The following is a 24,884-nucleotide window of genomic DNA, read 5'->3' on the forward strand; positions in this document are numbered from 1 at the left end:
GAAAAGATGGGCGGCGCTCGATTTGATCAGGCTCGTAAATCGAAGGTCACGCAAATATGATGCCGGCCGCGTCATGAAATCATTGTGCGGCCATCAACGGACGATCAAATCACCGTCATGCAAAGCTTGAAAATCCTGCTGCTTGTTGTGGCCATTGGATCGGCGACCGGTCTCCCAGCCTCAGCCTCCTCGTCGGCCTGGTACAACAGCGAAGGCGGCAGGGTGAGGCTGGTGACGAGCGGCAAAGCCGACGAGGCCGGACGTCTCCAGGGCGTCCTCGACATTGCGCTGAAGCCTGGCTGGAAAACCTATTGGCGCGATCCGGGCGATGCGGGCGTGCCGCCACAGATCGACGTCTCGGCCAGCACCAACATTGCCGACGCGACGCTTTTGTTTCCGCCGCCGCAGCGCCATGACGACGGCTATGGCAAATGGGCCGGCTACGACCACCCGGTTTCGTTGCCGGTGGCGTTCACGCTTGCCACGCCCGGCCAGCCGGCCGTCATCGATGCGGACATTTTCCTCGGCATCTGCGAAACCATCTGCATCCCGGTGCAAACAAGGCTGACCGTCGATCCCGGCGCCGATCCGGACAACGCCGAGGACGCGGCACTGGTCAAGGCAGGCCTTGCCACCCTGCCCGCCACGGCAACGCCCGATTTCGGCATAAACGTACTGCCGGGCGACCACGAAACGCTGATTGTCGAAGCGAGCTTTCCGGGCAGCCCCGAGGGCGCCGACTTCTTCGTTGCCGGCGAACGCGATTACATGTTCGGTGCCCCGGCACGCAGTGTAAAGGATGGCAAGCTGATCTTTACTGTGCCGATCCTCGACAGGCCGTCGACAACGCCAACCGATGGCGGCCTGCACTACACGCTGACAAGTGCCGCAGGCGCGGTCGAAGGCCTGTTGCCATTCCCGTGATGCCAACGTCTGGACGGTTGCCGGGCGCGCCTTAATTCGCTATCGCAAGGACACTCCCTTCCATTTCCAAACGAGGACCATCATGACGATCTCCGTTGGCGACAAACTGCCCGATGCGACCTTCAAGACAATGACCGCCGACGGTGCAAAGCCGATCACGACGGGCGAGATATTCTCAGGAAAGACGGTGGTGCTGTTTGGCGTTCCAGGCGCTTTCACGCCGACCTGCAGCAACAATCATCTGCCCGGCTACCTGGACAATTACGACGCCATCCTGGCGCGCGGCGTCGACACTATCGCCGTTGTCTCGGTCAACGATGTTCACGTCATGGAGGCTTGGGCCCGCTTCAGCGGCGGTGAAGGCAAAATCCTTTATCTTGCCGATGGCAATGGCGATTTCGCCAAATCGGTCGGCCTCGACGCCGACCTCTCCAGCGGCGGCATGGGGCTGCGCTCGAAGCGTTTTTCGATGATCGTCGAGGACGGCAAGGTCACCGCACTCAATGTCGAGACAAAGCCCGGCGTCGACGAATCCGGTGCGGCTCACATTCTCGGACAGCTTTCCGTCCTGGCGACAGCTTAGGCCTGGGACGGCGGCGGGCGCCTTCGAGCGCTCAACGTCCAAAGGACGCTGACTTTTGCATCGGCGCATGATCCTTCCGAAAGCCGACCCGGTTTTCGGGGCCATGTGTCGGCCCTTCGGGACTGCTTGCTTTTGGGGACCTCGATTATGTCTGACATCTTGTGGCGCAGCGTCGCGATCGGCATCGGCGCAACCGCGCTTATGGATGTCTGGGCGATTTTCCTGGACAAGGCCTTTGCCCAACCGCGCCCGAACTGGGGGCTGGTCGGCCGCTGGGTCTGGCATCTCAGGGAAGGCAAGGTCTTCCATGATGACATTGGCGGGGCCTCGCCCTACCCACATGAATCAGTACTTGGCTGGGCCTTTCATTATGCTGTCGGTATCGTCTACGGCATCATACTGGTCGTGCTGGCCGGGACGGCCTGGCTCACCGCGCCGACCTTCCTGCCGGCTTTTATCCTTGGCATCGTCACCGTCGGCGCCGGGTGGTTTCTGCTGGCGCCCGGCATGGGCGCCGGCTGGGCCGCTTCGAAGCGGCCCAATCCGATGCAGGTCCGCGCCCTCAATCTTGTGTCGCATACGGTGTTTGCCATCGGACTGTTCGGCACCGCCCTCCTGATCCGCTGACACGCCAGTTCAACCGGATCAATAACTCTGGGTCGAGCGCCGAACCTTCTTGGCCGCCGATTGCCTGGACTGGGTGCCTTCCTTCGGCGGCACGGACGCGAGCACGGGTTTCGCCGACTTCGTCTTGAATGGCGCCATGCCGAGCCGCGCCAACTCGTCGGCGCGCTCGTTCTCAGGATGGCCGGCATGGCCCTTGACCCAATGCCAGGTGACCTGGTGGCGGTTGCGCGCAGCGTCGAGCTGCTGCCACAGCTCGGCATTCTTCACCGGCTGCCGGGCAGCGGTCTTCCAGCCGTTGCGCTTCCAGCCATCGATCCAGCCGAAAATGCCGTCCTTGACGTAGTTGCTGTCGGTATAAAGGTCGACGACGCAAGGCTCCTTGAGCGCGTTGAGCGCCGAGATGGCCGCCAACAACTCCATGCGGTTGTTGGTGGTCAGAGCCTCGCCACCATGGAGCTCCTTGATGGCGCCGTTGAAGCGCAGGATTGCGCCCCAGCCGCCAGGCCCGGGATTGCCCGAACAGGCACCATCGGTGAAGATTTCAACGCGCTTGGTCATGTCAGTCCATATTCGGAAGGAGAGTTGATCGCCCGGTGGAAGCGCATCCGGCGGATGTACTCGGTCGGGTCGCGTTTCATCACCAGCCCGCCGTCCGGAACCGTCAACCAGTCGTAGAGCCGGGTCAGCATGAAGCGCAGCGCCGAGCCGCGCGCCAGCATCGGCAGCGCAGCTTTCTCGTCACTGCTCAACGGCCGCACGCTTTGGTAGCCGGCAAGCAGCGCCGTGCCCTTGGTCAGATTGAAGGAAAAATCCTTCTCGAAGCACCAGGCGTTCAGGCACGTGGCAACGTCATAGGCGTAGAGGTCGTTGCAGGCGAAATAGAAGTCGATCAGCCCGGACAGTTTCTCGCCGAGGAAGAACACATTGTCCGGGAAAAGATCGGCATGGATGATGCCTTGCGGCAGACTGCTCGGCCAGTTCCGCTCGAAATCGGCGAAATCGGCATCGACCTCGGCCGCCAGTCCCGGCTCGACCTCGTCGGCGCGGGCGCGGGCGGCATTCCACAGCTTGCGCCAGCCATCGATGGCAAGGGCGTTGGGGCGGGTCATCGGAAAATCCGCGCCGGCGAGATGCAGTGCCGCCAGTGCCTTGCCGACCTCGCCGCAATGCGCAGCCGTCGGCCGCCGCAGCGACAGGCCTTCGAGAAAGGTGATGATGACCGCCGGCCGACCAGCAAGTGTTCCGATCACACTGCCATCATGTGCGGTGACCGGGAGCGGACAAGAAATGCCCTTTCTGGCGAGATGGGCCATGAGGCCGAGAAAGAACGGCAGGTCAGCCTTGTCGACGCGCTTCTCGTAAAGCGTCAGGATGTAGGAGCCGCTGCTGGTGTGCAGCAGAAAATTCGAGTTTTCGGTGCCTTCGGCGATGCCCTTGTAGGACAGGAGGTCGCCGACCGGATAGTTCCTGAGGAATGCGCCGAGCTCGCCCTCGTTGACGTCGGTGTAGACCGCCATCGTTGTTACGCGGCCCCTTTGACGAAGGCCATGTCGGCGGCCGTCAGTTCGACATCGCGCAACACCCGCATCACCGGAAAGTCCTCCGTCTCCGTCGCCGTTACGGCCAGCTCGATGGTCACGTCGAAGCGCTGCCTGAACGCATCGACGATCTCGTCGACGATGATCTCCGGCGCCGAGGCGCCCGCCGACAGGCCGAGCGTCGAAATGCCGGCAATCTCATTCCACGGAATTTCGGAGGCGCGCTGCACGAGAAGCGACATCGAGGCGCCGGCGCGCTCGGCCACTTCGACCAGGCGCCGCGAGTTGGAGGAGTTAGGTGCGCCGACAACCAGGAAGAGATCGGCGCCGGCCGCTGTTTCCTTGACCGCTTCCTGGCGATTGGTGGTGGCATAACAGATCGATTCCGCCGCCGGCGCATGCAGCTCGGGAAAACGCTGCTGCAGGGCGCGAATGATACCAGCGGTGTCCTCGACCGACAGCGTCGTCTGGGTCACGAAGCCGAGCGCCTGCGGGTCTGCAGGCACGAAGCTTGCGGCGTCGGCTTCGGTCTCGATCAGAGTGACCGCGCCATCCGGCAACTGGCCCATTGTGCCGATCACCTCGGGATGCCCGGCATGGCCGATCAAAAGCACGTGGCGGCCAAGCCGCTGGTGGCGCATTGCCTGCTTGTGGACTTTCGAGACCAGCGGGCAAGTCGCGTCGAGATAGAAGAGGTTGCGCGACTGGGCGTCGGCCGGCACCGATTTCGGCACGCCATGCGCCGAAAAGACGACCGGGCTCTGGCGATGCTCGGGCGGGATCTCGGAGAGCTCCTCGATGAACACCGCGCCGAGGCTTTGCAGCCCTTCGACGACGTAGCGGTTGTGCACGATCTCGTGGCGGACATAGACCGGCGCGCCGTATTTCTTCAGCGCCAGCACGACGATCTGGATGGCACGGTCAACGCCGGCACAGAAACCGCGCGGCTGGCAAAGCCGGATGGTCAGCGGTGGCTTTGTGTGAAGCATGATTGCATCTTACGCTGATTGTAGGCCGGTTGATCGGACTGTGACTTCTGAGCTCTAGGCGCGAAATGAGGTGCGCGGCCCTGCCCTGTCAAGGGTAGTGGCGGCGATCATTGGTCTTTCGCCGGGCGGCGGAGCCAGGAGATAAGGACACCGGCAAGGGCGGCGGCAAGGCCGTACCAGGTTATCGCATATTGCAGATGGCTGTTCGGCAGGTCGATGACGGTGACGCCGCCGACCGGCAGCCCGCCGGGGTTGGGCGTGGCGTTCGCATCGATGAAGATCGGCACCAGCGCCGCACCTGCCGGCAGGCCGGCGCTCGAGGCCATCGCATCACGATCCTTCCAGTAGAAGATGTTCTTCTGCGGATCATTATCGGGAAGCATCATCGAGGGCCTGGCCGGCAGCGGGTTGCGGGCGAGCCCCGTCACCGTCACTTCGCCCGTTACCTGCCCCTGCGGCCGCTTGGCTGAGTCCTTGAAATCGTAAGGCACGAAGCCGCGGTTGATCAGTACGAAGCGGCCATCGTCGAGTTGCAGCGGCGTGAAGACATCGAAACCGGACTGGCCTTCCCAGGTGGCGAGGAAATGCCGCTCGCCTTGATGCAGGAAAGTGCCGGTCACCGTTACCGGCGTGTAGTCCACGTCGCCGGTGGCAGCAAACCGCTTTTCGACCTCGGCCAATGGCACGGGCGCCGAATGCGTGCGCTGGTCTATCGTCTCGAGAAGGCCCTCTTTCCAGTGCAGGCGCTGAACCTGCCAGGTGCCGAGCGCCAGCAGGATCAAAAACACGATGATACCCAGGCCGAGCGCCAATGCGCGCTTGGGCCGCGACCGGCCGGCCACCAAACCTGATGCCTCGCTCATTCGCCGCGGTCCAGTCGGCCCTCGGCCGCCTTGTTGCGGTATTGCAGCGTCAGCAGCACGCCCTTGATCAGCCGGAGCGCCGCCAGGCAAAGCACCAGCGTCAGCGGAATCCATAGCAACAGATGATGCCAGAGCGGCGGATTGAGCGTCACCTCCGTCCACAACGCCAGGCCGACGACGATGAAGCCGATGATCAGGATAACGAACACCGCCGGCCCGTCGCCGGCATCGGCGAAGGAATAATCGAGGCCGCAATTGGTGCAGCGATTGCCGACCGTGAGGAATCCAGAAAACAGCTTGCCCTCGCCGCAGCGCGGGCAGCGGCCACGCAGGCCGGCCGAGACCGGATCGATTGGTGGCCAGATCGCCTTGTCGTCGCTCATCGGATCATCCTAGGAGCATTTGCCGCAAAAGATAAGGCGGCCACGTCGCCGCAGCCGCCTTGTCGATTTCCTCAGGTCGATCTCAATGCGGTTCGATCATCGCGCCGTTCGATGCCCAGACGTAGATCGAGGCAAACAGGAACAGCCACACCACGTCGACGAAGTGCCAGTACCAGGCGGCGGCCTCGAAGCCGAAATGCTGCTTGGGCGTGAAGTCGCCCTTCATGGCGCGGATCAGGCAGACCAACAGGAAGATCGTGCCGATGATGACGTGGAAGCCATGGAAGCCGGTCGCCATGAAGAAGGTGGCGCCGTAGATCGAATCCCTGAAGCCGAACGGCGCGTGCATGTACTCGTAGGCTTGCACCATGGTGAACAGCATGCCGAGGCCGACGGTCAGCACCAGGCCGTTGATTAATCCCTTGCGGTCGCCGTGGATGAGCGAGTGATGCGCCCATGTCACCGTGGTGCCCGACAGAAGCAGGATGACGGTGTTGTAGAGCGGCAGGTGGAAGGGGTCGAGAACTTCGATGCCCTTGGGCGGCCAGACGCCGCCGGTGAAGGCGGTGCGGGCGTATTGGTGGACCTCGCCCGGAAACAGGCTGGCGTCGAAGAAGGCCCAGAACCAGGCGACAAAGAACATCACCTCGGAGGCAATGAACATGATCATGCCGTAGCGCAGATGCAGCGACACGACGCGGGTGTGGCGACCCTCATGCGCCTCCTTGATGGTGTCAGACCACCAAGCGAACATCGTGTAGATGACGATCAAAAGGCCAATGAAGAACAGCCACGGATTGGCAATGTTGAAACCGAAGATCGGGAAATCGCCGCCCTTGAGATACTGCATGTAACAGACGCCGCCGATCGCGGTCACCAGTGCCCCGACGGAGCCCAGGAAAGGCCACGGGCTCGGGTCGACGAGATGATAGTCATGCTGTGGTTTTGCGTGTGCGTCTGCCATATCAACCCCCGAGGCTTGCTTCGGTATCTGAAATCTTGTTGCGGCGGCCGTCGGCCGGCACCGATGATGCGACCGGCTTGGTCTTGTCGACCGGGAACATCGTGTAGGACAGGGTAATCGTCCTCAAATCCTTCAATTCCGGCGCGTTGACGATGTCGGGATCGACATAGAACACGACCGGCATGTCCAGCGTCTCGCCTGGCTTCAGCGTCGTGTCGGTGAAGCAGAAACACTCGACCTTGTTGAAGTAAGGCCCAGCCAGTTCCGGCTGCACGTTGAAGGTGGCGCGTCCGGTGATGGGCCGGCTGAATTTGTTCGTCGCGCTGAAATGCGCCTCGGCGGTCTCGCCGATCTTGATGGTGATCGAGCGGTCGACCGGCTGGAATTGCCAGGGAACGCCGGCGGTGTTGGCATCAAAGCGGATGGTGATGTCGCGGTCGAGCACCCGATCGGCATATTGCTGGGTCGCCCGTTTGACGGTGCCGCCGTAGCCTGTCGCCTGGCAGAACATCGCATAGAGCGGCACTGCGGCGTAGGCCATGCCGATCATGCCGCCGAAGAACGCGATGCAAACGCCGGCGACGACGCGGTTCGTATTCTTCTTCGTAGGATCGGTGACTGTTTGCCTGGTCATCATCAGCTCACATCGAGCCAGGGAAACTGTGGCCAAATTTCACGATGGTCGCGACGTAGAATATGACGACCAGCGCCGCCAGCGCGAAACCGATTGCGGCCGAGCGATTGCGGCGCGCCTTCTGCTGACGTTCGGTCAGCGTGACCAGTTCAAGCTGCTTTTCGGCCATGCTCATGCTCCGCCGACGGTCAGCGCGCGCGCGACGACGCAATCGCCAAGATAGGTGGCGAAGATGGCGAAGAGATAAAGCAGCGAATAGCCGAACAAGGCCTTGGCCGGCTTCATCGCCCTGTCGTCATCGGCCATTTGCAGCACCTTCCACGCATACCAGACGAAGCCGGCGCCGAGCAGCAACGCAACGATGCCATAGGCCGGCGTAGTGAAGCCAAGAACCCATGGCAGCACGCCAACCGGCGCGAGGACCAGCGCATAGGCAAAGATCTGGCGCCTGGTCGCGGGATGGCCGGCGACATTCGGCATCATCGGAATGCCTGCGTTGGCGTAGTCCTCCGACTTGAACAGCGCGAGCGCCCAGAAATGCGGTGGCGTCCACAGGAAGATGATCAGGAACAGCACCAAGCTTTCGAGGCTGACCGATCCGGTTACCGCCGCCCAGCCGATGACCGGCGGAATGGCGCCGGCAGCACCGCCGATGACGATGTTCTGCGGCGTCCAGCGCTTCAGCCACATCGTATAGATGACAGCATAGAAAAAGATGGTGAAGGCCAGAAGCGATGCGGCCAACCAGTTGACCAGCACGCCGAGCGTCATCACCGACAGAACCGACAGCACCAGCCCGAAGCTCAATGCCTCGCCTGGCCGGATGCGGCCGGCCGGCACGGGACGGCCGGCGGTGCGCGTCATCACCGCATCGATGTCTGCGTCGTACCACATGTTGAGCGCACCGGACGCGCCAGCACCAATGGCAATAGCCAGGATCGCGATCACCGCCAGCAGCGGATTGATGGTCACCGGAGCGGCGACCATGCCGACAAACGCGGTGAACACCACCAGCGACATGACGCGCGGCTTCAGCAGAGCGAAGAAATCGCCCGCCGTCGCTTCCGACATGCGGAAGCCTGGCTCGTCAATCAGTCTGTCTTCGGCAAGGGCCATGCGTACTTAAAGTCCATCATTCCGTTGGCCAAAACCGCCGGTCGGCCGGCGGTTCCGTATTAAAGGAGGCAACCGCCTACTTGATCTTCGGCAACTGTTCCCACTGGTGGAACGGCGGCGGCGAAGGCAGCTGCCATTCCAGCGTGGTCGCTCCCTCGCCCCAAGGATTGGCGCCGGCGACACGCTTCTTCTGGAACGCCTCGAAGACGCCGAACAGGAAGATGACGACGCCGACAGCCGAGATGTACGAGCCGTAGGACGACACCATATTCCAGCCGGCGAAGGCATCCGGATAGTCGATATAGCGACGCGGCATACCGGAAAGGCCGAGGAAGTGCTGCGGGAAAAAGACCAGGTTGACGCCGACGAAAGTGACCCAGAAGTGGGTGTTGGCGATCACCGGCGAATACATGTAGCCGGTCATTTTCGGGAACCAGTAGTACCAGCCGGCGAAGATGGCGAAGACCGCGCCCAGCGACAGCACGTAGTGGAAGTGCGCGACCACGAAATAGGTGTCGTGCAGCGGGCGGTCGAGGCCGGCATTGGCCAGCTGCACGCCGGTGACGCCGCCAACAGTGAACAGGAAGATGAAGCCGATCGCCCACAGCATCGGCGTCTTGAGCGAAATCGACCCGCCCCACATGGTGGCGATCCACGAGAATATCTTCACACCCGTCGGCACCGCGATGACCATGGTAGCAAAGACGAAATAGCGCTGTGTGTCGAGCGACAGGCCCGTCGTGTACATGTGGTGGGCCCAGACGATGAAGCCCACCGCGCCGATGGCAACCATCGCATAGGCCATGCCTAGATAGCCGAACACCGGCTTCCTCGAAAAGGTCGAGATGATGTGGCTGATGATGCCGAAACCCGGGAGGATCAGAATGTAGACCTCCGGATGGCCGAAGAACCAGAACAGGTGCTGGAACAGGATCGGATCGCCGCCGCCGTCCGGGGCGAAGAAGGTGGTGCCGAAATTGCGGTCGGTCAACAGCATGGTGATGCCGCCGGCCAACACTGGAAGCGACAGAAGCAGCAGGAAGGCGGTGATCAACACCGACCAGGCGAACAGCGGCATCTTGTGCATGGTCATGCCGGGCGCGCGCATGTTGAAGATGGTGGTGATGAAGTTGATGGCGCCAAGAATCGAGGAGGCGCCGGCGATGTGGATTGAAAGGATCGCCAGGTCCATGGCCGGTCCGGGCTGGCCCGATGTCGATAGCGGCGGATAAAGCGTCCAGCCGCCGCCGACGCCGTAGGCGCCGGGCGCACTCGGGACGAAGGCCGAGATAATCAGCAGGATGAAAGCCGGCGGCAGCAGCCAGAACGAGACGTTGTTCATGCGCGGGAAGGCCATGTCCGGCGCGCCGATCATGATCGGCACCATCCAGTTGGCAAAACCGCCTATCAGCGCCGGCATCACCATGAAGAAGATCATGATCAGCGCATGCGCCGTGGTGAAAGCATTGTACATGCTCTTGCCGCCGTCGATGGCGGCGTCACCATTCATGCCGTAGACCATCTGAGCCAGGCCAGTGAATATCTGGATGCCCGGCTCCTGCAATTCCATGCGCATGACGACCGACAAGGCGCCACCGATGCAGCCCGCCATGATCGCGAAGATCAGATAAAGCGTGCCAATGTCCTTGTGGTTGGTCGAATACACCCACCGGACCCAGCCATGATACGGCTTGTGGTCGTGGTCGTCGTGAACTGCAGCGTCTGCCATGATCGGCTCCGTTCCCTGAATCTTTTCTGGTCGCGGCATCAGTTGCCGGCGGCCGCTACCTTGTTCGTGCCATCGACCTCGGCCATCAGCGCCTTGTTGGCGCCGGGAAGGTCGGTCTTGGCTGCCGCCAGCCAGGTCTTATATTGCGCATCGGAGACGACGCGAATAGCGATCGGCATGAAGGCGTGGTCCTTGCCGCAGAGTTCCGAGCACTGGCCATAATAGAGGCCTTCCTTGTCGGCCTTGAACCATACCTCGTTGATGCGGCCCGGCACTGCATCGGTCTTGATGCCGAAGGACGGCATGGCAAACGCGTGAATGACGTCGGTCGCCGTCACCAGCACCCGGGTCATGGTGTTGACCGGCACCACCATCTCATTGTCGACGGCGAGCAGGCGCGGATACGCGGCGCGATCTTCCTTGCCGGCAGCAGCCCTGTCGGCATCCTGAAGGATCGCGGAATTGAAGGAAAGCGTATTGTCGACCTGGTATTCGTAGTCCCAGTTCCACTGATTGCCGGTCGCCTTGACGGTCAGCTTGGCTTCTTCCGGCGGCGTGTACTGCGCGGTCAGCAACTGGAATGAGGGAATGGCGAGACAGAGCAGGATAACGACGGGACCGACAGTCCAGATGACCTCGATCAGCGTGTTGTGGCTGGTGCGCGACGGGGTCGGGTTAACGCTCGCCCGGAACCGCAAGATGCAGTAGGCGATCAGGAAAAGCACCAAGGCGGTGATCACAATGATGAACGCGAACGAGTAGTTCCCGAACCACTCGATCTGCCTCATAATGTCGGTCGCCGCCGGCTGAAAACTGGTTTCCCAAGGCTGGGGCTGGGCTGCACGAGCCGATGCAGCGGCAAACAACGTGGCGGCGGCACTAGCTACGATTTTGGCGGTTGCCAGGAATTTTCTCATCGCCCTCGTCATCTCCCAGTTCCTCGCGATCGGACCGCAAGAATGTCGAACAATGCCGGGACGGGAATCCCGGACAATTCAAGGCTGGTTCAAACCATACTCTATTTGCCTCCGCAAGAAAGGAGCGCCGGAACCCGTGCGGCATTTTTGCGCGCAAGCGCGGCGCTGGCTTCGTGCGGTGACGGCTCGCCGCGAATCACCAGAGCGGCATCCGAGTAGAATGAGCCGCGCGGCGCGCGGAACCGTCGCAATTAGGGCGAAATTGGCACTGAAAAGCGCATTGTCGCCTGTGTCGGGGCAGATCGCCGGGGTCTCGTCCTTTACTTGGGTTTAGTGCGGCTTAAAGTGCCGTGATTCGCAATGGAGCCGTCATGAACCCTTGGCTTTCGAGAACCTTGGCGAAGGTCATCCTTGTTACCGCCGCAATAGCCTTGCCCGGCGCCGGCTTGGCCAATGCCGCGCAGCCAAGCGGCACCGTGAAGTCGACGCATGGGGCGTGGTCGATCATCTGCGATACGCCGGCCGGTGCTACGTCCGAACAATGCGTGATGATGCAGAACGTTGTCGCCGAGGACCGCCCGGAAATGGGTCTTTCCGTCGTCGTGCTGCGTACAGCCGACAACAAGGCCGAAATCCTTCGCGTGCTGGCGCCGCTCGGCGTGCTGTTGCCCAACGGGCTCGGCCTCAATGTCGACGGCAAGGATATCGGCCGCGCCTATTTCGTGCGCTGTTTCCAGGACGGCTGCTACGCCGAGGTCATCCTGGAAAAGCCGCTGCTCGACACGCTGAAGACCGGTACGTCCGCCACCTTCATCGTCTTCCAGACGCCGGAGGAGGGCATCGGCATTCCCGTCGACCTCAAGGGTTTCGCCGACGGCTTTGCCGCCCTGCCTTGAGGCTGCACGTTTGACGCTGAAACTGCTCGATGCGGACGACTTCGAGATATTCAAGCGAATTCGCCTGGAGGCTTTGCGCGCTGCGCCCGAAGACTTCGCCAGCAGCGCAGCGGAATGGGAGCAACTTGCCGACGAGGAATGGCGGCGGCGCCTGACGAACAACCTGGTCGTCGTCAGCTTTCGGAGCGGGGAACCTGTCGGCATAATGGGCCTGATGCGCCAGCCGGCCAGCAAGATGGCGCACCGCGCGACGATCGTCATGGTCTATTTGCGCGGCAGCGAGCGTGGCGGCGGATACGCCGTCAAGATGCTCAATCTGCTGCTCGATCACGCCCGAGCATTGGGCATAAGGCAGGTCGAGCTGGCTGTAAGTGCTGAAAATCCAGCGGCCATACGATTCTATCAACGAGAAGGTTTTCACGAAGTAGGCTGCATACCGGCCGGCTTTCTTCATGAAGGCAGGGAGATCGACGAAATCATGATGGCACGCCGCTTGACTTAGGTCGTGGTGTTCCACCGTGAAGTTGCCGAACGGCGCCCTGGCGCCTACATGCCGTAAAATCACTTATTAAGGGGCCTGCGCCATGAACAGCCTGATCGGCCAATTCGACATTTCCGACGATCGCATCAAGCAGATCGTCGCCGAGACTATGAACGGCGCCGACGACGGTGAACTGTTTCTCGAATACAGCGAAAGCGAAGCGCTGATGTTCGACAATGGCAAGCTGAAGACCGCCAATTTCAACACCGACCAGGGTTTTGGCCTGCGCGCAGTCGCCGGCGAGGCCAGCGGCTACGCCCATTCCAGTGATCTCTCCGAAGCCTCGCTGCTGCGCGCCGCCGAGGCGGTTTCGACGGTGAAGAGCGGCTATTCCGGCACGCTTGCTGCGGCTCCCGCCCGCACCAACCGCCATCTCTACGGTGACGGAAACCCTATCCCCTCACCTTCCTTCGAGACCAAGGCCAAGCTGCTCCAGGAAATCGATGCCTGGCTAAGGGCCGAGGATTTGCGCGTCCGACAGGTGACGGCGTCGCTCGCCGCCTCCTGGCAGCATGTCGAGATCGTGCGCGCTGATGGCCAGATGGTGCGCGACATCCGCCCGCTGGTCAGGATCAACGTGTCGGTGGTGGTCGGCGACGGTGACCGCCAGGAGAGCGGCTCCTACGGCATGGGCGGGCGCAAGGATTTTGGCGAGTTCCTGATCGAGGACAGCTGGAAGCATGCAGCCAAGGAGGCGCTGCGGCAAGCACTGGTCAATCTCGAAGCGGTTCCCGCGCCTGCCGGCACTTTCGACATCGTGCTGTCGAGCGGCTGGCCGGGCGTTATGCTGCACGAGGCCGTCGGCCACGGGCTGGAAGGCGATTTCAACCGCAAGAAGACATCTGCCTTCGCCGGCCTGCTTGGCCAGCAGGTGGCGGCGAAAGGCGTCACCGTCGTCGACGACGGCACCATTCCCGAGCGGCGTGGTTCGCTGACCGTCGACGATGAGGGCACGCCTTCTGCCCACAACGTGCTGATCGATGATGGCAAGCTGGTCGGTTACATGCAGGACCGCCAGAACGCGCGTCTGATGGGCATGAAAGCCACCGGCAACGGGCGACGCCAAGGTTACGCACACGAGCCGATGCCGCGCATGACCAACACCTACATGACCGCAGGCGACATGGAGCCGGAGGAAATCATCGCCTCGGTCAAGAATGGCATCTATGCCGTGTCGTTCGGCGGTGGCCAGGTCGACATCACTTCGGGCAAGTTCGTGTTCGGTTGCACCGAGGCCTACATGATCGAGAACGGCAAGGTAACGCAGCCGATCAAGGGCGCCATGCTGATCGGCAACGGACCGGATGCCATGCACCGTGTGGCGATGATCGGTAACGACATGAAGCTCGACACCGGCATCGGCATGTGCGGCAAGGCCGGACAGGGCGTGCCGGTCGGCGTCGGCCAGCCGCATCTCAGGATGAACCAGATGACGGTCGGCGGCACCAGGGTTTGATGCGGCCGGCGGTCCGGCATCGCTGTTTCGAACACCCTGTCCGTCCTGTCGTCCCATTGAGCTATTCGAGCCTTGAATTGGGCGCGATCTTCACTTATCTTACGTTCGTCTTACATCCAGGGGAGCGCCATCATGGCTGCCGCGGAAAAGCTCGTGACCACCGTCTCGACCAAGGGACAGGTCATCCTGCCTAGTTCGATCCGGAAACGGAGAGAATGGGACGTCGGCACACGCCTTCTGGTCGAAGATACCCCGGAGGGCGTGCTACTGAAGCCTGCGCCAGTCTTCGCCGAGACGCGGCCAGAGGACGTGTTTGGATCGCTGCGCTATAGCGGCAGGCCGAAGACGTTGGAAGAAATGGACGCGGGCGTGCTCGCCGAAGCGCGGCGGCGCCATGCTCGCGATTGATACCAACCTGATCGTCCGCTACCTGACGGACGATCACCCGACTCAGTCTTCCCGCGCCCGCGCGTTGATCGATAGCCGGCCAGTCTTTGTCGCCGTCACGGTAATGCTGGAGGTCGAGTGGGTGTTGCGCAGCGCCTACGGTTTGGCACCGCTCGAAATCGCCCGCACGCTACGGGCGTTTAGCGGGCTCCCTACGGTAGAGGTGGAAGACGGGACGGTCGTGTCGTCCGCGCTCGACCTCTCGGAAAGGGGATTGGATTTCGCTGATGCGCTGCATCTGGGCAAATCTGCTCACTGCGTTGGCTTCGCGACTTTTGATCGTAAGTTCGTCACGGCAGCGCAGGCGGCTGGATATGACGGCGTGCAAGAAGCATAGCAGTTTATGGCTACCCAGCCTGGCATGAAGGCGCGCCCGTTCAGGCATAGATACCGGAACGAGCGGCCTTCAGGTAAGCGAGAACCTTATCCGTCTTGCCTTCGCGAACCAGATCATAGGCGGTCTTTCCGACCCAGCCGGGATCGGCTGATGTTTGAACCAGATCGCTGCACGCACTTGATCGCCGGTCATCTCGCCGGCCGTCGCAGAATACGAATGATGGGGCTCAATGCGGCGTCGACCTTGCGCGCTCCGGTCTTAGCGGCAACGTGTTGCGGGCGATGCCGCTCAGGCCCGCCAGTTCGGTCATAGTGACCCCGAGCAGTTCAGCCACCCGCTTCGACGAGAGAAACGGCGTCCGCTCCTCGCCGCAGCGCGATGCCGAAATATCAAAGGCTTTGGCTCATTATAAATTTCCTAGAATATTTGACCGGCGTACGCTCAAATGCGCTTTTCTAGTGCGCATTTCACGCCCGATAAATGCTGCTAGCGCCTTCTCTTGGGCTTCTCCAGCAATGCCACTGCCTCGACATGTGGCGACCACAGGAACTGGTCGATCGGGGTTACGCTCTTCAAGGCGTAACCGCCATCGAGGAGGATGCGAAGATCCCGCGCCAGCGTTGCCGGATTGCAGGACACCGCGGCGACGAGCGGCACGCCGGAGCGCGCGATCTGCTTCGACTGATCCTCGGCGCCGGCGCGCGGCGGGTCGAAGACTACGCCGTCAAAGGCATTCAACTCCTTGAATGTGAGCGGCCTCCGGAACAGGTCGCGACGTTCGCCGGTCACCCGCTTCAGGCCGCTGGCGAAACGGAATGCCCGGTCGAGCGCCGCGAGTGCTGCCGCATCGCCTTCCACCGCGTGAACCTCCGATCTTGCGGCCAGGCGCAGCGCGAAGCTGCCGCAGCCGGCGAAGAGATCGGCGACCCTTTTGGCGCGCGCGAAATGCTGGCCGACAATGTTGGCCATCGCCTGTTCGGCAGCCTCGGTTGCCTGCAGGAAAGCGCCCGGAGGCACTGCGACGGCGACGCCATCAAACAGGACGATCGGTTTCTTTGGTTCGATAATGATCTCGCCGTCGATCGACAGCCTGGCTAGCCCCTCGGCGATGACGAAGTTGGACGCGACGCGGCGCTGGTTCTCGCCGAGCTTGCCGGAATCGTGAACCGCGACATCAAGGCCGGAACCGGTCACTGTCACCGCCATGTGGAACGATTTGGTCGTGGTGCAGATCAGTCCGGCAAGCATCCTCAAACGGTCGAGCGCAGCGACGATCTGCGGCAGCGAGATCGGGCATTCCTCGATCGAGATGATCTCGGATGACAGCGCGCGAACAAAGCCGAACTGCATTCCCGCCTCGCTCCGCCGGGCGGTGAAGACGACGCGGCGGCGCGTGTGCGGCGCGCACGGCACCATCGCGCCGACATCGCAAGCGATGCCCTTGCTCTTCAGCGCATGCACGACTTTTTCATGCTTCCACCGGTGATAGGCTTCAGTCTCGAGATGCTGGACGGCGCAGCCGCCGCATGCGCCGAAATGCCGGCACGGCGGATCGACCCGCAACGGCGAAGCCTCAAGGACCGACATCAGCGTGGCGCGGTCTTTTCCCCGCGCGGCGGTGACGACCTCTCCCGGCAGCGCGAACGGAATGAAAACCTCGCCGGTTTCCGTCTCGGCGATGCCGTCGCCCTGCGAGCCCAACCTTGCGATCGTGAAACGGGTGCTCATCGCTTCTGGGTCTCGACGTTCTTGATGCCGCCGAGCAGGAACTCGCGGTTGCCGTCGCCGCCCTCTATCGGCGATAGATGCAGCCCCAGCGAGCGCCAGCCGGGAATGGTATCGAGCCAGTCCTGCATCAGGCCGGCAATACGCGCCGCATCATAGGGGTCCTTCAGCAGCCCGCCCTTGCCGATCGCCTCGCGGCCGGCCTCGAACTGCGGCTTGACCAGAAACACAGCCTTTGCGCCGTTCCCGGCCAAGGCAAGCGCCGGCGGCAGCGCCAGTTTCAGCGAGATGAAGCTGACGTCCGAGACGATGAAATCCGGCACACGGCCGCCGAGATCGGCTGCCGACAGTTCGCGCGCATTCAGGCCTTCAATTACCTTCACGCGCGGATCGCCGGCAACGTCGGAGTGCATCTGGCCGTGCCCGACATCGATCGCCGTGACATGCGCCGCGCCGCGTTCGAGCAGCACCTGCGTGAAGCCGCCGGTCGAGGCGCCGACATCGAGGGCTTCGCTGCCGGTGGGGTCGAGGCCGAAATGGTCGAGACCAGCCTTCAGCTTCAGTGCGGCGCGCGACACGTAACCTTGCGCCGGATCGTCAACGACGATGTTGCACTCAGGCAGAACGGCCTGGCTTGGCTTGCGGGCGACGATGCCATCGACCGTCACGGTGCCGCGCGCCACGGCATCGCGGGCACGCGAGCGGCTGGCAAACAGGCCGCGCTGGACGAGCAATTCATCGAGCCTCTGGCGTATGGTGGCTGGCGGAAGGGAAGTCATCGGCCTTCATGGCGAATGCCAACGATGATGGCAAGGATATTGGCGATGAGACAAGGCATGGCTGGAAAAGCGGTGAACGCATCAAGCCGCTCCGCTACCAGTCGAACCTCGCGCCAGGCGCGACGCAATGCTAAGAACGAGATGCCGTTTTGTGGTCGAAACGCGGAGGAGGAAATGCTGACGGGAACCTGCCACTGCGGTGCCGCCCGCTGGACCCTGGAGGGCGATCCCGGTTCGGTCACTGCCTGCAACTGCACACTTTGCCGCCGCTACGGCACGCTCTGGGCTTACGACTATGTCGACGAACGCATCCGCCTTGCGGGGCCCGTAAGCGCCTATAGTCGCGTCGGAAAGGCTCATCCTTCACTTGAGATTCTCTTCTGTCCAACGTGCGCTTGCGTCCTGGCCTGGCGCGGTTTGCGTCCCGATGCGGCTGGGCGCTACCGCATCGCCGTCAATGTGAGGCTTGCGCCGCCCGAGGCCGTCGCCGATCTCCCGATCGACCATTTCGATGGTCTCGATACATTCGAGGATTTGCCGAGAGATGGTCGCTGCGTGCGGGATATGTGGTTCTAGTTTCTAGAGTCTCTTCGGGATCATGCTTTAGAATATCTTCCGCGAAACCCGCCGTTCGACGGCCGGCGTCAGACCGTCGCTGCTGTCGCCGGACACCTGCGTGCGGGGCCGGAAACAGCAGCGTAAACAGCACGTTACGACTGTTCGCCGGCAATTTGATTCAAGCAGTTGAGATTTTGATTCAGACCGGCATCTTGCAGCCAAGTTGAATCGCTTCGGCGTCGCGGGAAATGCGTCTAAAACTAGGCGCGCTGGGCCTGTGCGGTATGCCCCAACGCCACGAACACTGTGCGCACGATGCCGGCGCTGTCCAGCCCGGCATCGGCATACATCTTTTCCGGCTTGGCATGGTCGACGAACGCGTCGGGCAGCACGAGTGGGCGCACCTTCAAGCCGCTCTCCAGCAGCCCTTCATGGGCCAGGAACTGCAGCACATGGCTGGCGAAGCCGCCGACCGCGCCCTCTTCCACCGTGACCAGGATCTCGTGCGAACGGGCCAGCCGCCGGATCAGGTCCTCGTCCAGCGGCTTGGCAAAACGGGCATCGGCGACCGTAGTCGAAAGCCCGGCCGCGCCAAGCTCCTCGGCCGCGGCAAGGCAATCCTGCAGTCTGGTGCCGAAGGAAAGCAGCGCAACCTTGGTGCCTTCCCTGACGATCCGGCCCTTGCCGATCTCCAATACCGAGCCGCGTTGCGGCATCTCGACGCCGACGCCGTTGCCGCGCGGGTAGCGGAAGGCGATCGGGCCGTCATCGTAGTTTGCAGCGGTGCGTACCATGTGGCGCAGCTCGGCCTCATCGGCCGCGGCCATGACGACGAAACCGGGCAGCGTCGCCAGGAACGTCGTGTCGAAGGCGCCGCAATGGGTGGCACCATCGGCGCCGACGAAGCCGGCGCGGTCGATCGGAAAGCGCACCGGCAATTTCTGGATCGCCACGTCGTGAACGACCTGGTCGTAGGCGCGCTGGAGAAAGGTCGAGTAGATCGCGGCGAAAGGCTTGAAGCCTTCCGTGGCAAGGCCGGCGGCGAAGGTCACCGCATGCTGCTCGGCAATGCCGACATCGAAGGTCCTCGCCGGAAACGCTTCGCCGAACAGGTCAAGCCCGGTGCCGTTCGGCATGGCGGCGGTGATGGCGACGATGCGGTCGTCCTCTCGGGCCTCCTGGATCAGACTTTCGGCAAACACCTTCGTATAGCTCGGCGCATTGGCGGGCGCCTTGGCCTGAGCGCCGGTGATGACGTCGAATTTGTTGACGCCATGATATTTGTCGGCCGCCGCCTCGGCCGGGGCGTAGCCCTTGCCCTTCTGGGTCACGACATGGATCAGCACCGGGCCGTCGGCATTGTCGCGGACGTTCTTCAGCACCGGGATCAGGTGCTCGAGGTTGTGACCGTCGATCGGACCGATGTGGTAGAAACCCATCTCCTCGAACAGCGTGCCGCCGGTGACGTAACCGCGCGCGTGCTCGACCGCGCGCTTGATGGCGCGATCCGCGCGCTCGCCGAGATAGGACGTCAGCTTCTTGCCGAAATCGCGCAACCCAAGATAGGTCTTGCCTGAGGCGAGCCGCGCCAGATAGGCGCTCATCGCACCGGTCGGCGGAGCGATCGACATGTCGTTGTCGTTCAAGATGACGATCAGCCGGGCATCGAGTGCGCCGGCATTGTTCATCGCCTCGTAGGCCATGCCGGCCGACATGGCGCCGTCGCCGATGACGGCAATGACATTGTTGCGGCCATCGGACAGATCGCGCGCCATCGCCATGCCGAGGCCGGCTGAAATCGAGGTTGAGGAGTGGGCTGCGCCGAACGGATCGTATTCGCTCTCGACGCGACGCGTGAAGCCGGACAGGCCGCCCTCCTGGCGCAGCGTGCGGATGCGGTCGCGGCGGCCGGTCAGGATCTTGTGCGGATAGGCCTGGTGGCCGACGTCCCAGATCAGCCGGTCGTCCGGCGTGTTGAAGACGTAGTGCAGCGCGACAGTCAGTTCAACGACGCCAAGGCCGGCGCCGAGATGGCCCCCGGTGTGGGAAACGACGTCGATCAGTTCGGCGCGAAGCTCGGACGCCAGCTGCGGCAGGTCGGCTTCGGCAAGCGTGCGCAAATCGGCTGGGACGCGGACCTTGTCGAGAAGCGGCGTATCGGGCTTTGCGTTCACTGTTTGCGAGCCTGGTCAGATTTTCTGTTAATCGTGAAATATGCCGCTGGCCGGCGAATGTAAATGTGGCGGTAACGCGCATCAGCTTTCGGGCAGCGGGATGAACTCTTGCTCGTCTCCAGGAACGATATCGAAGCGGCCCGTCTTCCATTCTTCTTTCGCCTGCTCGATGCGTTCTTTTGAGGACGATACGAAATTCCACCAGATATAACGTTTCGAACCGAGCGAAGCGCCGCCAAACAGCATGAAATGGGCGCCGCCCTCCGATGAAACAACGATCTCCTCGCCGGGCCGGAAAACCAGCAGCCGCTCGGCCGGGAAGCGGTCACCGGATATCGAAACCTCGCCTTCCAGCGTATAGATGGCGCGCTCCTCGGCATCGGCCGGGATCTTCACGCTGGCACCCGGCGCCAGCTTGAGATCGGCATAAAGCGTGTCCGAAGCGGTGGCGACCGGGGAGCGCAGTCCGGACAATGCACCGATGACGATACGGCCGCTGACACCCTCTGCATCGATTTCGGGCAGGCGCAGTGCCGCGGTGTTTTCGAAGACCGGCGCGACCTCTTCCTTGCCGTCCGGCAGCGCCAGCCATGTCTGCAGGCCGGAAACCGACATCGGCGCGCCGCGCAGTTCTTCCGGCGTGCGCTCCGAATGGACGATGCCGCGGCCGGCGGTCATCAAATTCACGTCGCCGGGCTGGATCACCATCTCGGTGCCGAGCGAATCGCGGTGCCTGATCTTGCCGTCGAACAGGTAAGTCACCGTCGACAGGCCGATATGCGGATGCGGGCGCACGTCGAGCGCCTGGCCGGCCCGCAGAACGGCTGGACCCATGCGGTCGAAGAAGATGAAGGGTCCGACCAGCCGGCGCCTGGCCGTCGGCAAGGCGCGGCGAACCTGAAATCCGCCGATGTCCTTGGCATTCGGAATGACCATCAATTCGATCTGATCGCTGGCGAAGGCATCGCCCATCAGCGGATCGTTTCCGGGAAAGAAGCTCACGCAGTCCCCTCAGGCGAAGCGAAGTGCAGATTTGGCCTTCGCCTTGGCCGCCACCTCTTCGCGATTGCGCGGATGCTGCGTCGTCTCGAGGCTGTCGAGCAATTCACGCGCCGAGGCGGCAATGGCCTCGACGGCATGGTCGAACGCATGCTGGTTCTGTTTCGACGGCCGTGTCGTTCCGCTCAGCTTGCGGACAAACTGAAGTGCGGCATCGCGGACCTCGTCATTGGTTGCCGGCGGATCGAAATTGAACAGGGTTTTGATGTTTCTGCACATCGTTCGCAATCTCCTCTCGTCCTGGAGCCGTTTCAAACGGGATGAGTTTTACCCTCAATCGTGATGATGTCCAAAGCCGGTAAGCACAATCGTCGTTCGAGGCCGCGCCTCAGTCCGCATCCAGCGGCTCTGTCCCCACCGGCTTGCCGTCACGCGACAGCCTGATTTTCTCGACCTTGTCCTCGGCCGCTTTCAGCAGCCGGTCGCAATGCGCCTTCAGCGCCTCGCCGCGCTCGTAAATGCGGATCGACTGGTCGAGCGGCACGTCGCCGCGCTCCAGATCGTCGACGATCCGTTCCAGCGCCTCGAGCGCCTGCTCGAAGCTCATCGCCTTGACGTCCTCGTTGGTCTCACCAGCCATCATCTATCCCTTCATCAGCCGCCCGACATGGGCGGCGACCGAAAATGCCAATCCCTGCAGATCGTAGCCGCCCTCGAGCACGCTGACGAGCCGGTTGCGGCTATGGCGCCCGGCTCGTTCGAGCAACTGGCCGGTCGCCCAGTCGAAATCATCCTCGGTCAGGTTGATCTCGGCCAGCGGATCGCGGTGGTGGGCGTCAAAGCCGGCGGAGATGATGATGAGATCGGGCGCAAAATTGTCGAGCGCCGGCAGGATGCGTGACAGAAAGGCGTCACGGAAAACATCGCTGCCGCTCTGCGGCGCCAGCGGCGCGTTGACGATGTTGCCGGCGCCGGTTTCGCTCGCAGCCCCGGTTCCCGGGTAAAGCGGCATCTGGTGTGTCGAGCAATAGAGCACCGACGGATCGTCCCAGAAGATGTCCTGCGTGCCGTTGCCGTGATGCACATCCCAGTCGACGACGGCGACACGGCCGGCGCCATGGTTCTTCTGCGCGTAGCGTGCCGCGATCGCCGCGGTGTTGAACAGGCAAAAACCCATGGAGGTGGTCTTTTCGGCATGATGGCCGGGCGGCCGTGCGGCGACGAAGACGTTCTCGGCACGGCCGGTGAAGACGTCATCGACCGCGGCGTTGGCAGCTCCGATCGCGGTCACGGCAGCCTGCCAGCTCTTCGGGCTGGCGGTGGTATCGGCGTCGATACGGGCGATGCCGGTGTCCGGTATCGCTGCACGGACACGTTCGACGAATTCGGGCGGATGCGCGTAGAGAATGGTTGCCTCGTCGCCTTCAGGCGCCTGGACGCGATCGAGCGCCGCGAAGGCCTCGTCGTCAAGCACACGCTCTATGGCGCGCAGACGGTCCGGCCGCTCCGGATGACCGGGCGGTGTTATGTGCTCGAGGAAAATCGGATGGGTGTAAAGTCTCGTGACCATGCCCCGATATAGGCGCGCCTTACCGCTTTGGCCATGTTTTCGCGCGCTGGCGACGCGGTGTTCAACAGGGTTTAGGCAACCGACATCGGCTGAGCCCACCGCGAGCCGCCTGGGATTGGCGAAAAGATGATCTCAGGCCGGTGATCGGTCAACCTCGGGCTGCATCGCTGACGGTCGATCAGGTTGATGCAGCTTGCCGGTGCGATTGAGCAGCCCTTCCAGAAGAACCTTGAACGCCTTCACTGCCTTCTTCGACGTCGCTTCGGGATCGTTCGAATTTGCGATCCACTGCGCCGCATGCAGCGAGGCGCCGCTGACCAGCCTTGCCGCGGCTTCGGGATCGACGGCGAGAATTGTCCCCTCGTCGCTCAGTCTTTGCAGGCTCTCTGTCATCGAGCGGATGCATGTGCTCTGGCTTGGCCATTGCGATGGATCGCCGAGCACCGCCGGCCCGTCGCGAAGCACGATACGCTGGATCTCCGGCTCCAGCGCCATCTCGATATAGGCGGTGCATTCGTCGACAAAGCCCTGCCAGAGATTGTCCGGCTTGGCCGAAACGACCTTCAGCCGGGCTGCCATTTCGGCGTCGATCTCGGCGATAACCGCCTGGAGCAGGCCCTTCTTGTCGCCGAAGTGATGATAGAGCGCACCGCGCGTCAGCCCGGCCGATGCCGTGAAGTCATCCATCGAGGCTTCGGCATAGCCGAGCGTGCCGAAGGCCTGGCGCGCCGCCCCGATCAGCTTTGCGCGGGTTTCGGCAATCATCTCCTTGCGCGGTCTGTGCATGCTCTGGCCCTATTAACATACGCTTCGTATGCCAATTGACATACGCCGCGTATGATTTATTTAAACTCATACGCTACGTATGTAATCGCCGAAGCGGCCGTTGTCGAGGAGCCAGACCATGCAAAATCCCTATTCCCAGATCTTTCGCGCGCCGGGCGCCAAAGGCTTCGCCGCGGCCGGCTTCGTTGCCCGGCTGCCGATGGCCATGGCTCCGATCGGGATCGTCGCGATGCTGTCGCAGACCGATGGCGAATACTGGCTGGCCGGTGCCGTCTCCGCGACATATGCGCTGGCGAACGCTTTCGTCGCCCCGCAGGCATCGCGACTGGTGGACCGCCTCGGCCAGACGCGGGTTGTGGTGCCGACCACCATGATTGCCACGCTCGCTTTCGCGATCCTGATTGCAGCGGCCAATCAGCATTGGCCGATATGGACGCTATTCGTCTCGGCGCTGCTCGCCGCCGTGATGCCCAGCATCCCGGCAATGGTGCGCGCACGCTGGACCGAGATTTTTCGCAACCGCCCCGAGTTGAACACGGCGTTCGCCTTCGAGTCGGCGGCGGACGAACTGGTCTACATCGCCGGCGCATCGCTGTCGGTCGGACTGAGTGTCGCGCTTTTCCCGGAAGCGGGAGTGCTCGCGAGCACATTGTTCCTGGCCTTCGGTTCGACGGCCTTCATCCTGCAGCGCTCGACCGAACCGCGAGCGCGACCGGTGGAACACGGTTCGGGCGGCTCGGCAATCCGCCTGCGGCCGGTCCAGATCATCACCTTGGCCCTGATCTTCATCGGCGCGACCTTCGCCACCACGGAGGTGAGCACCGTGGCGATCACCAAGGAGCTTGGCCAGCCGGGCGCCGCCAGCTTCGTCATCGGCGTCTACGCGCTCGGATCGTTCGTCGTCGGCATCGTCATCGGCGCCCTGAACCTGAAAGTGCCGCTGCAGATTCAGCTTGCCATCGCAATCGCCATCATTGCGCTCACCACGCTGCCGCTGCTCGTCGCCGACACCGTGCCGCTGCTGGCACTGGCCGTCTTCGTTAGCGGCGTGGCAATCTCGCCGACCTTCATCACGGCATTCGGCCTGATCGAGCGGCGCGTGCCGGAGGCGGTGCTGACCGAGGGCGTGACCTGGGTGATGACCGGCATCGGCATCGGCATGGCGCTCGGCTCCTTCGCCGCCGGCTGGGTGGTGGACGCTTTCGGCGCGCAGAACGGGTTCTGGGTATCGGTGGCATCGGGCACAATCGCTTTGGCCATCGTGCTCGCCGGCCAGCGCAGCCTTGCCGCGCCGAACTGCGACATGGCGGCATGCGACGCAGCCGCGGTCGCTGCGGAATAGTTTCCGG

The 24,884-nt window shown here is 62.7% G+C and carries 29 protein-coding genes and 1 pseudogene; 10 read left to right on the plus strand and 20 right to left on the minus strand.

From position 1 onward, the window contains the following. Positions 1-117: 117 nt before the first annotated feature. From NKH98_RS12845 to NKH98_RS12855, 3 genes are all read left to right on the plus strand, one after another. On the plus strand, positions 118-924 hold the full coding sequence (locus NKH98_RS12845) for a protein-disulfide reductase DsbD domain-containing protein (RefSeq protein ID WP_352898891.1): 807 nt from the start codon (positions 118-120) through the stop codon (positions 922-924). Between the two features lie 82 nt (positions 925-1,006). Then, on the plus strand, positions 1,007-1,507 hold the full coding sequence (locus NKH98_RS12850; protein WP_352898893.1) for a peroxiredoxin: 501 nt from the start codon (positions 1,007-1,009) through the stop codon (positions 1,505-1,507). 147 nt (positions 1,508-1,654) lie between these two features. Next, complete coding sequence (locus NKH98_RS12855) at positions 1,655-2,134, plus strand: DUF2938 domain-containing protein (RefSeq protein ID WP_352898894.1); 480 nt, start codon at positions 1,655-1,657, stop codon at positions 2,132-2,134. Positions 2,135-2,152: 18 nt separating this feature from the next. Here the strand turns inward: NKH98_RS12855 and rnhA are convergent, their stop codons facing one another. The 11 genes from rnhA to coxB all read right to left on the minus strand — a co-directional run bounded on the left by rnhA (position 2,153) and on the right by coxB (position 11,279). Further along, on the minus strand, positions 2,153-2,692 hold the full coding sequence (rnhA, locus tag NKH98_RS12860) for a ribonuclease HI (RefSeq protein ID WP_352476676.1): 540 nt from the start codon (positions 2,690-2,692) through the stop codon (positions 2,153-2,155). Further along, on the minus strand, positions 2,689-3,651 hold the full coding sequence (locus NKH98_RS12865; RefSeq protein WP_352898897.1) for a homoserine kinase: 963 nt from the start codon (positions 3,649-3,651) through the stop codon (positions 2,689-2,691). Before NKH98_RS12865 ends, rnhA begins: the two co-directional genes overlap by 4 nt. Before the next feature lie 5 nt (positions 3,652-3,656). Next, complete coding sequence (gene ispH, locus NKH98_RS12870; RefSeq protein WP_352898900.1) at positions 3,657-4,661, minus strand: 4-hydroxy-3-methylbut-2-enyl diphosphate reductase; 1,005 nt, start codon at positions 4,659-4,661, stop codon at positions 3,657-3,659. A gap of 107 nt (positions 4,662-4,768) precedes the next feature. Then, the gene (locus NKH98_RS12875) at positions 4,769-5,524 is read right to left on the minus strand and encodes an SURF1 family protein (RefSeq protein WP_352898903.1); all 756 of its coding nucleotides are present in this window, start codon (positions 5,522-5,524) and stop codon (positions 4,769-4,771) included. Next, entirely contained in the window at positions 5,521-5,907 is a 387-nt protein-coding gene (locus NKH98_RS12880; protein WP_352898905.1) for a DUF983 domain-containing protein, read from the minus strand. Before NKH98_RS12880 ends, NKH98_RS12875 begins: the two co-directional genes overlap by 4 nt. 82 nt (positions 5,908-5,989) lie before the next feature. Further along, on the minus strand, positions 5,990-6,871 hold the full coding sequence (locus NKH98_RS12885; RefSeq protein WP_254818455.1) for a cytochrome c oxidase subunit 3: 882 nt from the start codon (positions 6,869-6,871) through the stop codon (positions 5,990-5,992). 1 nt (position 6,872) lies between these two features. Then, positions 6,873-7,505, minus strand: a complete 633-nt coding sequence (locus tag NKH98_RS12890; protein WP_352737060.1) for a cytochrome c oxidase assembly protein — start codon at positions 7,503-7,505, stop codon at positions 6,873-6,875. Between the two features lie 7 nt (positions 7,506-7,512). After that, entirely contained in the window at positions 7,513-7,680 is a 168-nt protein-coding gene (locus tag NKH98_RS12895) for a cytochrome c oxidase system small membrane protein (protein ID WP_502894244.1), read from the minus strand. Next, positions 7,677-8,621, minus strand: coding sequence for a heme o synthase (locus NKH98_RS12900; RefSeq protein ID WP_352898907.1), 945 nt, complete (start codon positions 8,619-8,621; stop codon positions 7,677-7,679). The genes NKH98_RS12895 and NKH98_RS12900 overlap by 4 nt, the downstream gene beginning before the upstream one ends. Before the next feature lie 76 nt (positions 8,622-8,697). Beyond that, complete coding sequence (gene ctaD / locus NKH98_RS12905) at positions 8,698-10,350, minus strand: cytochrome c oxidase subunit I (RefSeq protein ID WP_352476671.1); 1,653 nt, start codon at positions 10,348-10,350, stop codon at positions 8,698-8,700. A gap of 38 nt (positions 10,351-10,388) precedes the next feature. Next, positions 10,389-11,279, minus strand: coding sequence for a cytochrome c oxidase subunit II (coxB, locus tag NKH98_RS12910; protein WP_352804342.1), 891 nt, complete (start codon positions 11,277-11,279; stop codon positions 10,389-10,391). A gap of 359 nt (positions 11,280-11,638) precedes the next feature. On the opposite strand from coxB, the gene NKH98_RS12915 reads away from it, so the two are divergent. The 5 genes from NKH98_RS12915 (at position 11,639) to NKH98_RS12935 (ending at position 14,944) form a co-directional block, all read left to right on the plus strand. Further along, positions 11,639-12,163, plus strand: coding sequence for an invasion associated locus B family protein (locus NKH98_RS12915; protein ID WP_352898911.1), 525 nt, complete (start codon positions 11,639-11,641; stop codon positions 12,161-12,163). Between the two features lie 10 nt (positions 12,164-12,173). Next, positions 12,174-12,665, plus strand: coding sequence for a GNAT family N-acetyltransferase (locus NKH98_RS12920; RefSeq protein ID WP_352898913.1), 492 nt, complete (start codon positions 12,174-12,176; stop codon positions 12,663-12,665). Between the two features lie 82 nt (positions 12,666-12,747). Further along, positions 12,748-14,160 (plus strand): metalloprotease TldD, encoded by a 1,413-nt coding sequence (gene tldD, locus NKH98_RS12925; protein WP_352898915.1) that lies wholly within the window; start codon positions 12,748-12,750, stop codon positions 14,158-14,160. 132 nt (positions 14,161-14,292) lie between these two features. Further along, on the plus strand, positions 14,293-14,568 hold the full coding sequence (locus tag NKH98_RS12930; RefSeq protein ID WP_352898916.1) for an AbrB/MazE/SpoVT family DNA-binding domain-containing protein: 276 nt from the start codon (positions 14,293-14,295) through the stop codon (positions 14,566-14,568). After that, positions 14,555-14,944, plus strand: a complete 390-nt coding sequence (locus NKH98_RS12935) for a type II toxin-antitoxin system VapC family toxin (RefSeq protein WP_352898918.1) — start codon at positions 14,555-14,557, stop codon at positions 14,942-14,944. Before NKH98_RS12930 ends, NKH98_RS12935 begins: the two co-directional genes overlap by 14 nt. A gap of 40 nt (positions 14,945-14,984) precedes the next feature. Here NKH98_RS12935 and NKH98_RS12940 read toward each other — a convergent pair. The 3 genes and pseudogenes from NKH98_RS12940 to NKH98_RS12950 form a co-directional block, all read right to left on the minus strand. Beyond that, positions 14,985-15,332: pseudogene (locus NKH98_RS12940) on the minus strand (antitoxin Xre/MbcA/ParS toxin-binding domain-containing protein). A 98-nt stretch (positions 15,333-15,430) separates the two neighbouring features. Next, positions 15,431-16,672 carry a class I SAM-dependent RNA methyltransferase gene (locus tag NKH98_RS12945; protein WP_352898921.1) on the minus strand — a complete coding sequence of 414 codons (1,242 nt, stop codon included), beginning with the start codon at positions 16,670-16,672 and terminating at the stop codon, positions 15,431-15,433. After that, a complete protein-coding gene (locus NKH98_RS12950; protein WP_352898923.1) occupies positions 16,669-17,448 on the minus strand; it encodes a TlyA family RNA methyltransferase in 780 nt (259 codons plus the stop codon). The genes NKH98_RS12945 and NKH98_RS12950 overlap by 4 nt, the downstream gene beginning before the upstream one ends. Before the next feature lie 174 nt (positions 17,449-17,622). Between NKH98_RS12950 and NKH98_RS12955 the strand changes: the two genes are divergently transcribed. Then, positions 17,623-18,024, plus strand: a complete 402-nt coding sequence (locus NKH98_RS12955; RefSeq protein ID WP_352807762.1) for a GFA family protein — start codon at positions 17,623-17,625, stop codon at positions 18,022-18,024. Positions 18,025-18,266: 242 nt separating this feature from the next. Here the strand turns inward: NKH98_RS12955 and dxs are convergent, their stop codons facing one another. From dxs to NKH98_RS12985, 6 genes are all read right to left on the minus strand, one after another. Further along, complete coding sequence (gene dxs, locus NKH98_RS12960; protein WP_352898926.1) at positions 18,267-20,180, minus strand: 1-deoxy-D-xylulose-5-phosphate synthase; 1,914 nt, start codon at positions 20,178-20,180, stop codon at positions 18,267-18,269. A gap of 81 nt (positions 20,181-20,261) precedes the next feature. Then, on the minus strand, positions 20,262-21,182 hold the full coding sequence (locus tag NKH98_RS12965) for a pirin family protein (protein ID WP_352898928.1): 921 nt from the start codon (positions 21,180-21,182) through the stop codon (positions 20,262-20,264). Positions 21,183-21,191: 9 nt separating this feature from the next. Next, positions 21,192-21,458, minus strand: coding sequence for a DUF2277 domain-containing protein (locus tag NKH98_RS12970; protein ID WP_023716908.1), 267 nt, complete (start codon positions 21,456-21,458; stop codon positions 21,192-21,194). Between the two features lie 109 nt (positions 21,459-21,567). Then, a complete protein-coding gene (locus NKH98_RS12975; RefSeq protein ID WP_031211056.1) occupies positions 21,568-21,819 on the minus strand; it encodes an exodeoxyribonuclease VII small subunit in 252 nt (83 codons plus the stop codon). Between the two features lie 3 nt (positions 21,820-21,822). Continuing rightward, positions 21,823-22,749, minus strand: coding sequence for a histone deacetylase family protein (locus tag NKH98_RS12980; protein WP_352476662.1), 927 nt, complete (start codon positions 22,747-22,749; stop codon positions 21,823-21,825). A 132-nt stretch (positions 22,750-22,881) separates the two neighbouring features. Further along, positions 22,882-23,535, minus strand: a complete 654-nt coding sequence (locus NKH98_RS12985) for a TetR/AcrR family transcriptional regulator (RefSeq protein WP_254818441.1) — start codon at positions 23,533-23,535, stop codon at positions 22,882-22,884. 118 nt (positions 23,536-23,653) lie between these two features. Here NKH98_RS12985 and NKH98_RS12990 point away from each other — a divergent pair, with 118 nt between their 5' ends. Further along, complete coding sequence (locus tag NKH98_RS12990; RefSeq protein WP_352898931.1) at positions 23,654-24,877, plus strand: MFS transporter; 1,224 nt, start codon at positions 23,654-23,656, stop codon at positions 24,875-24,877. The last annotated feature ends 7 nt before the right edge of the window (positions 24,878-24,884 follow it).

The sequence above is a fragment of the Mesorhizobium sp. M0833 genome, from assembly GCF_040319905.1.
Lineage (GTDB): Bacteria > Pseudomonadota > Alphaproteobacteria > Rhizobiales > Rhizobiaceae > Mesorhizobium.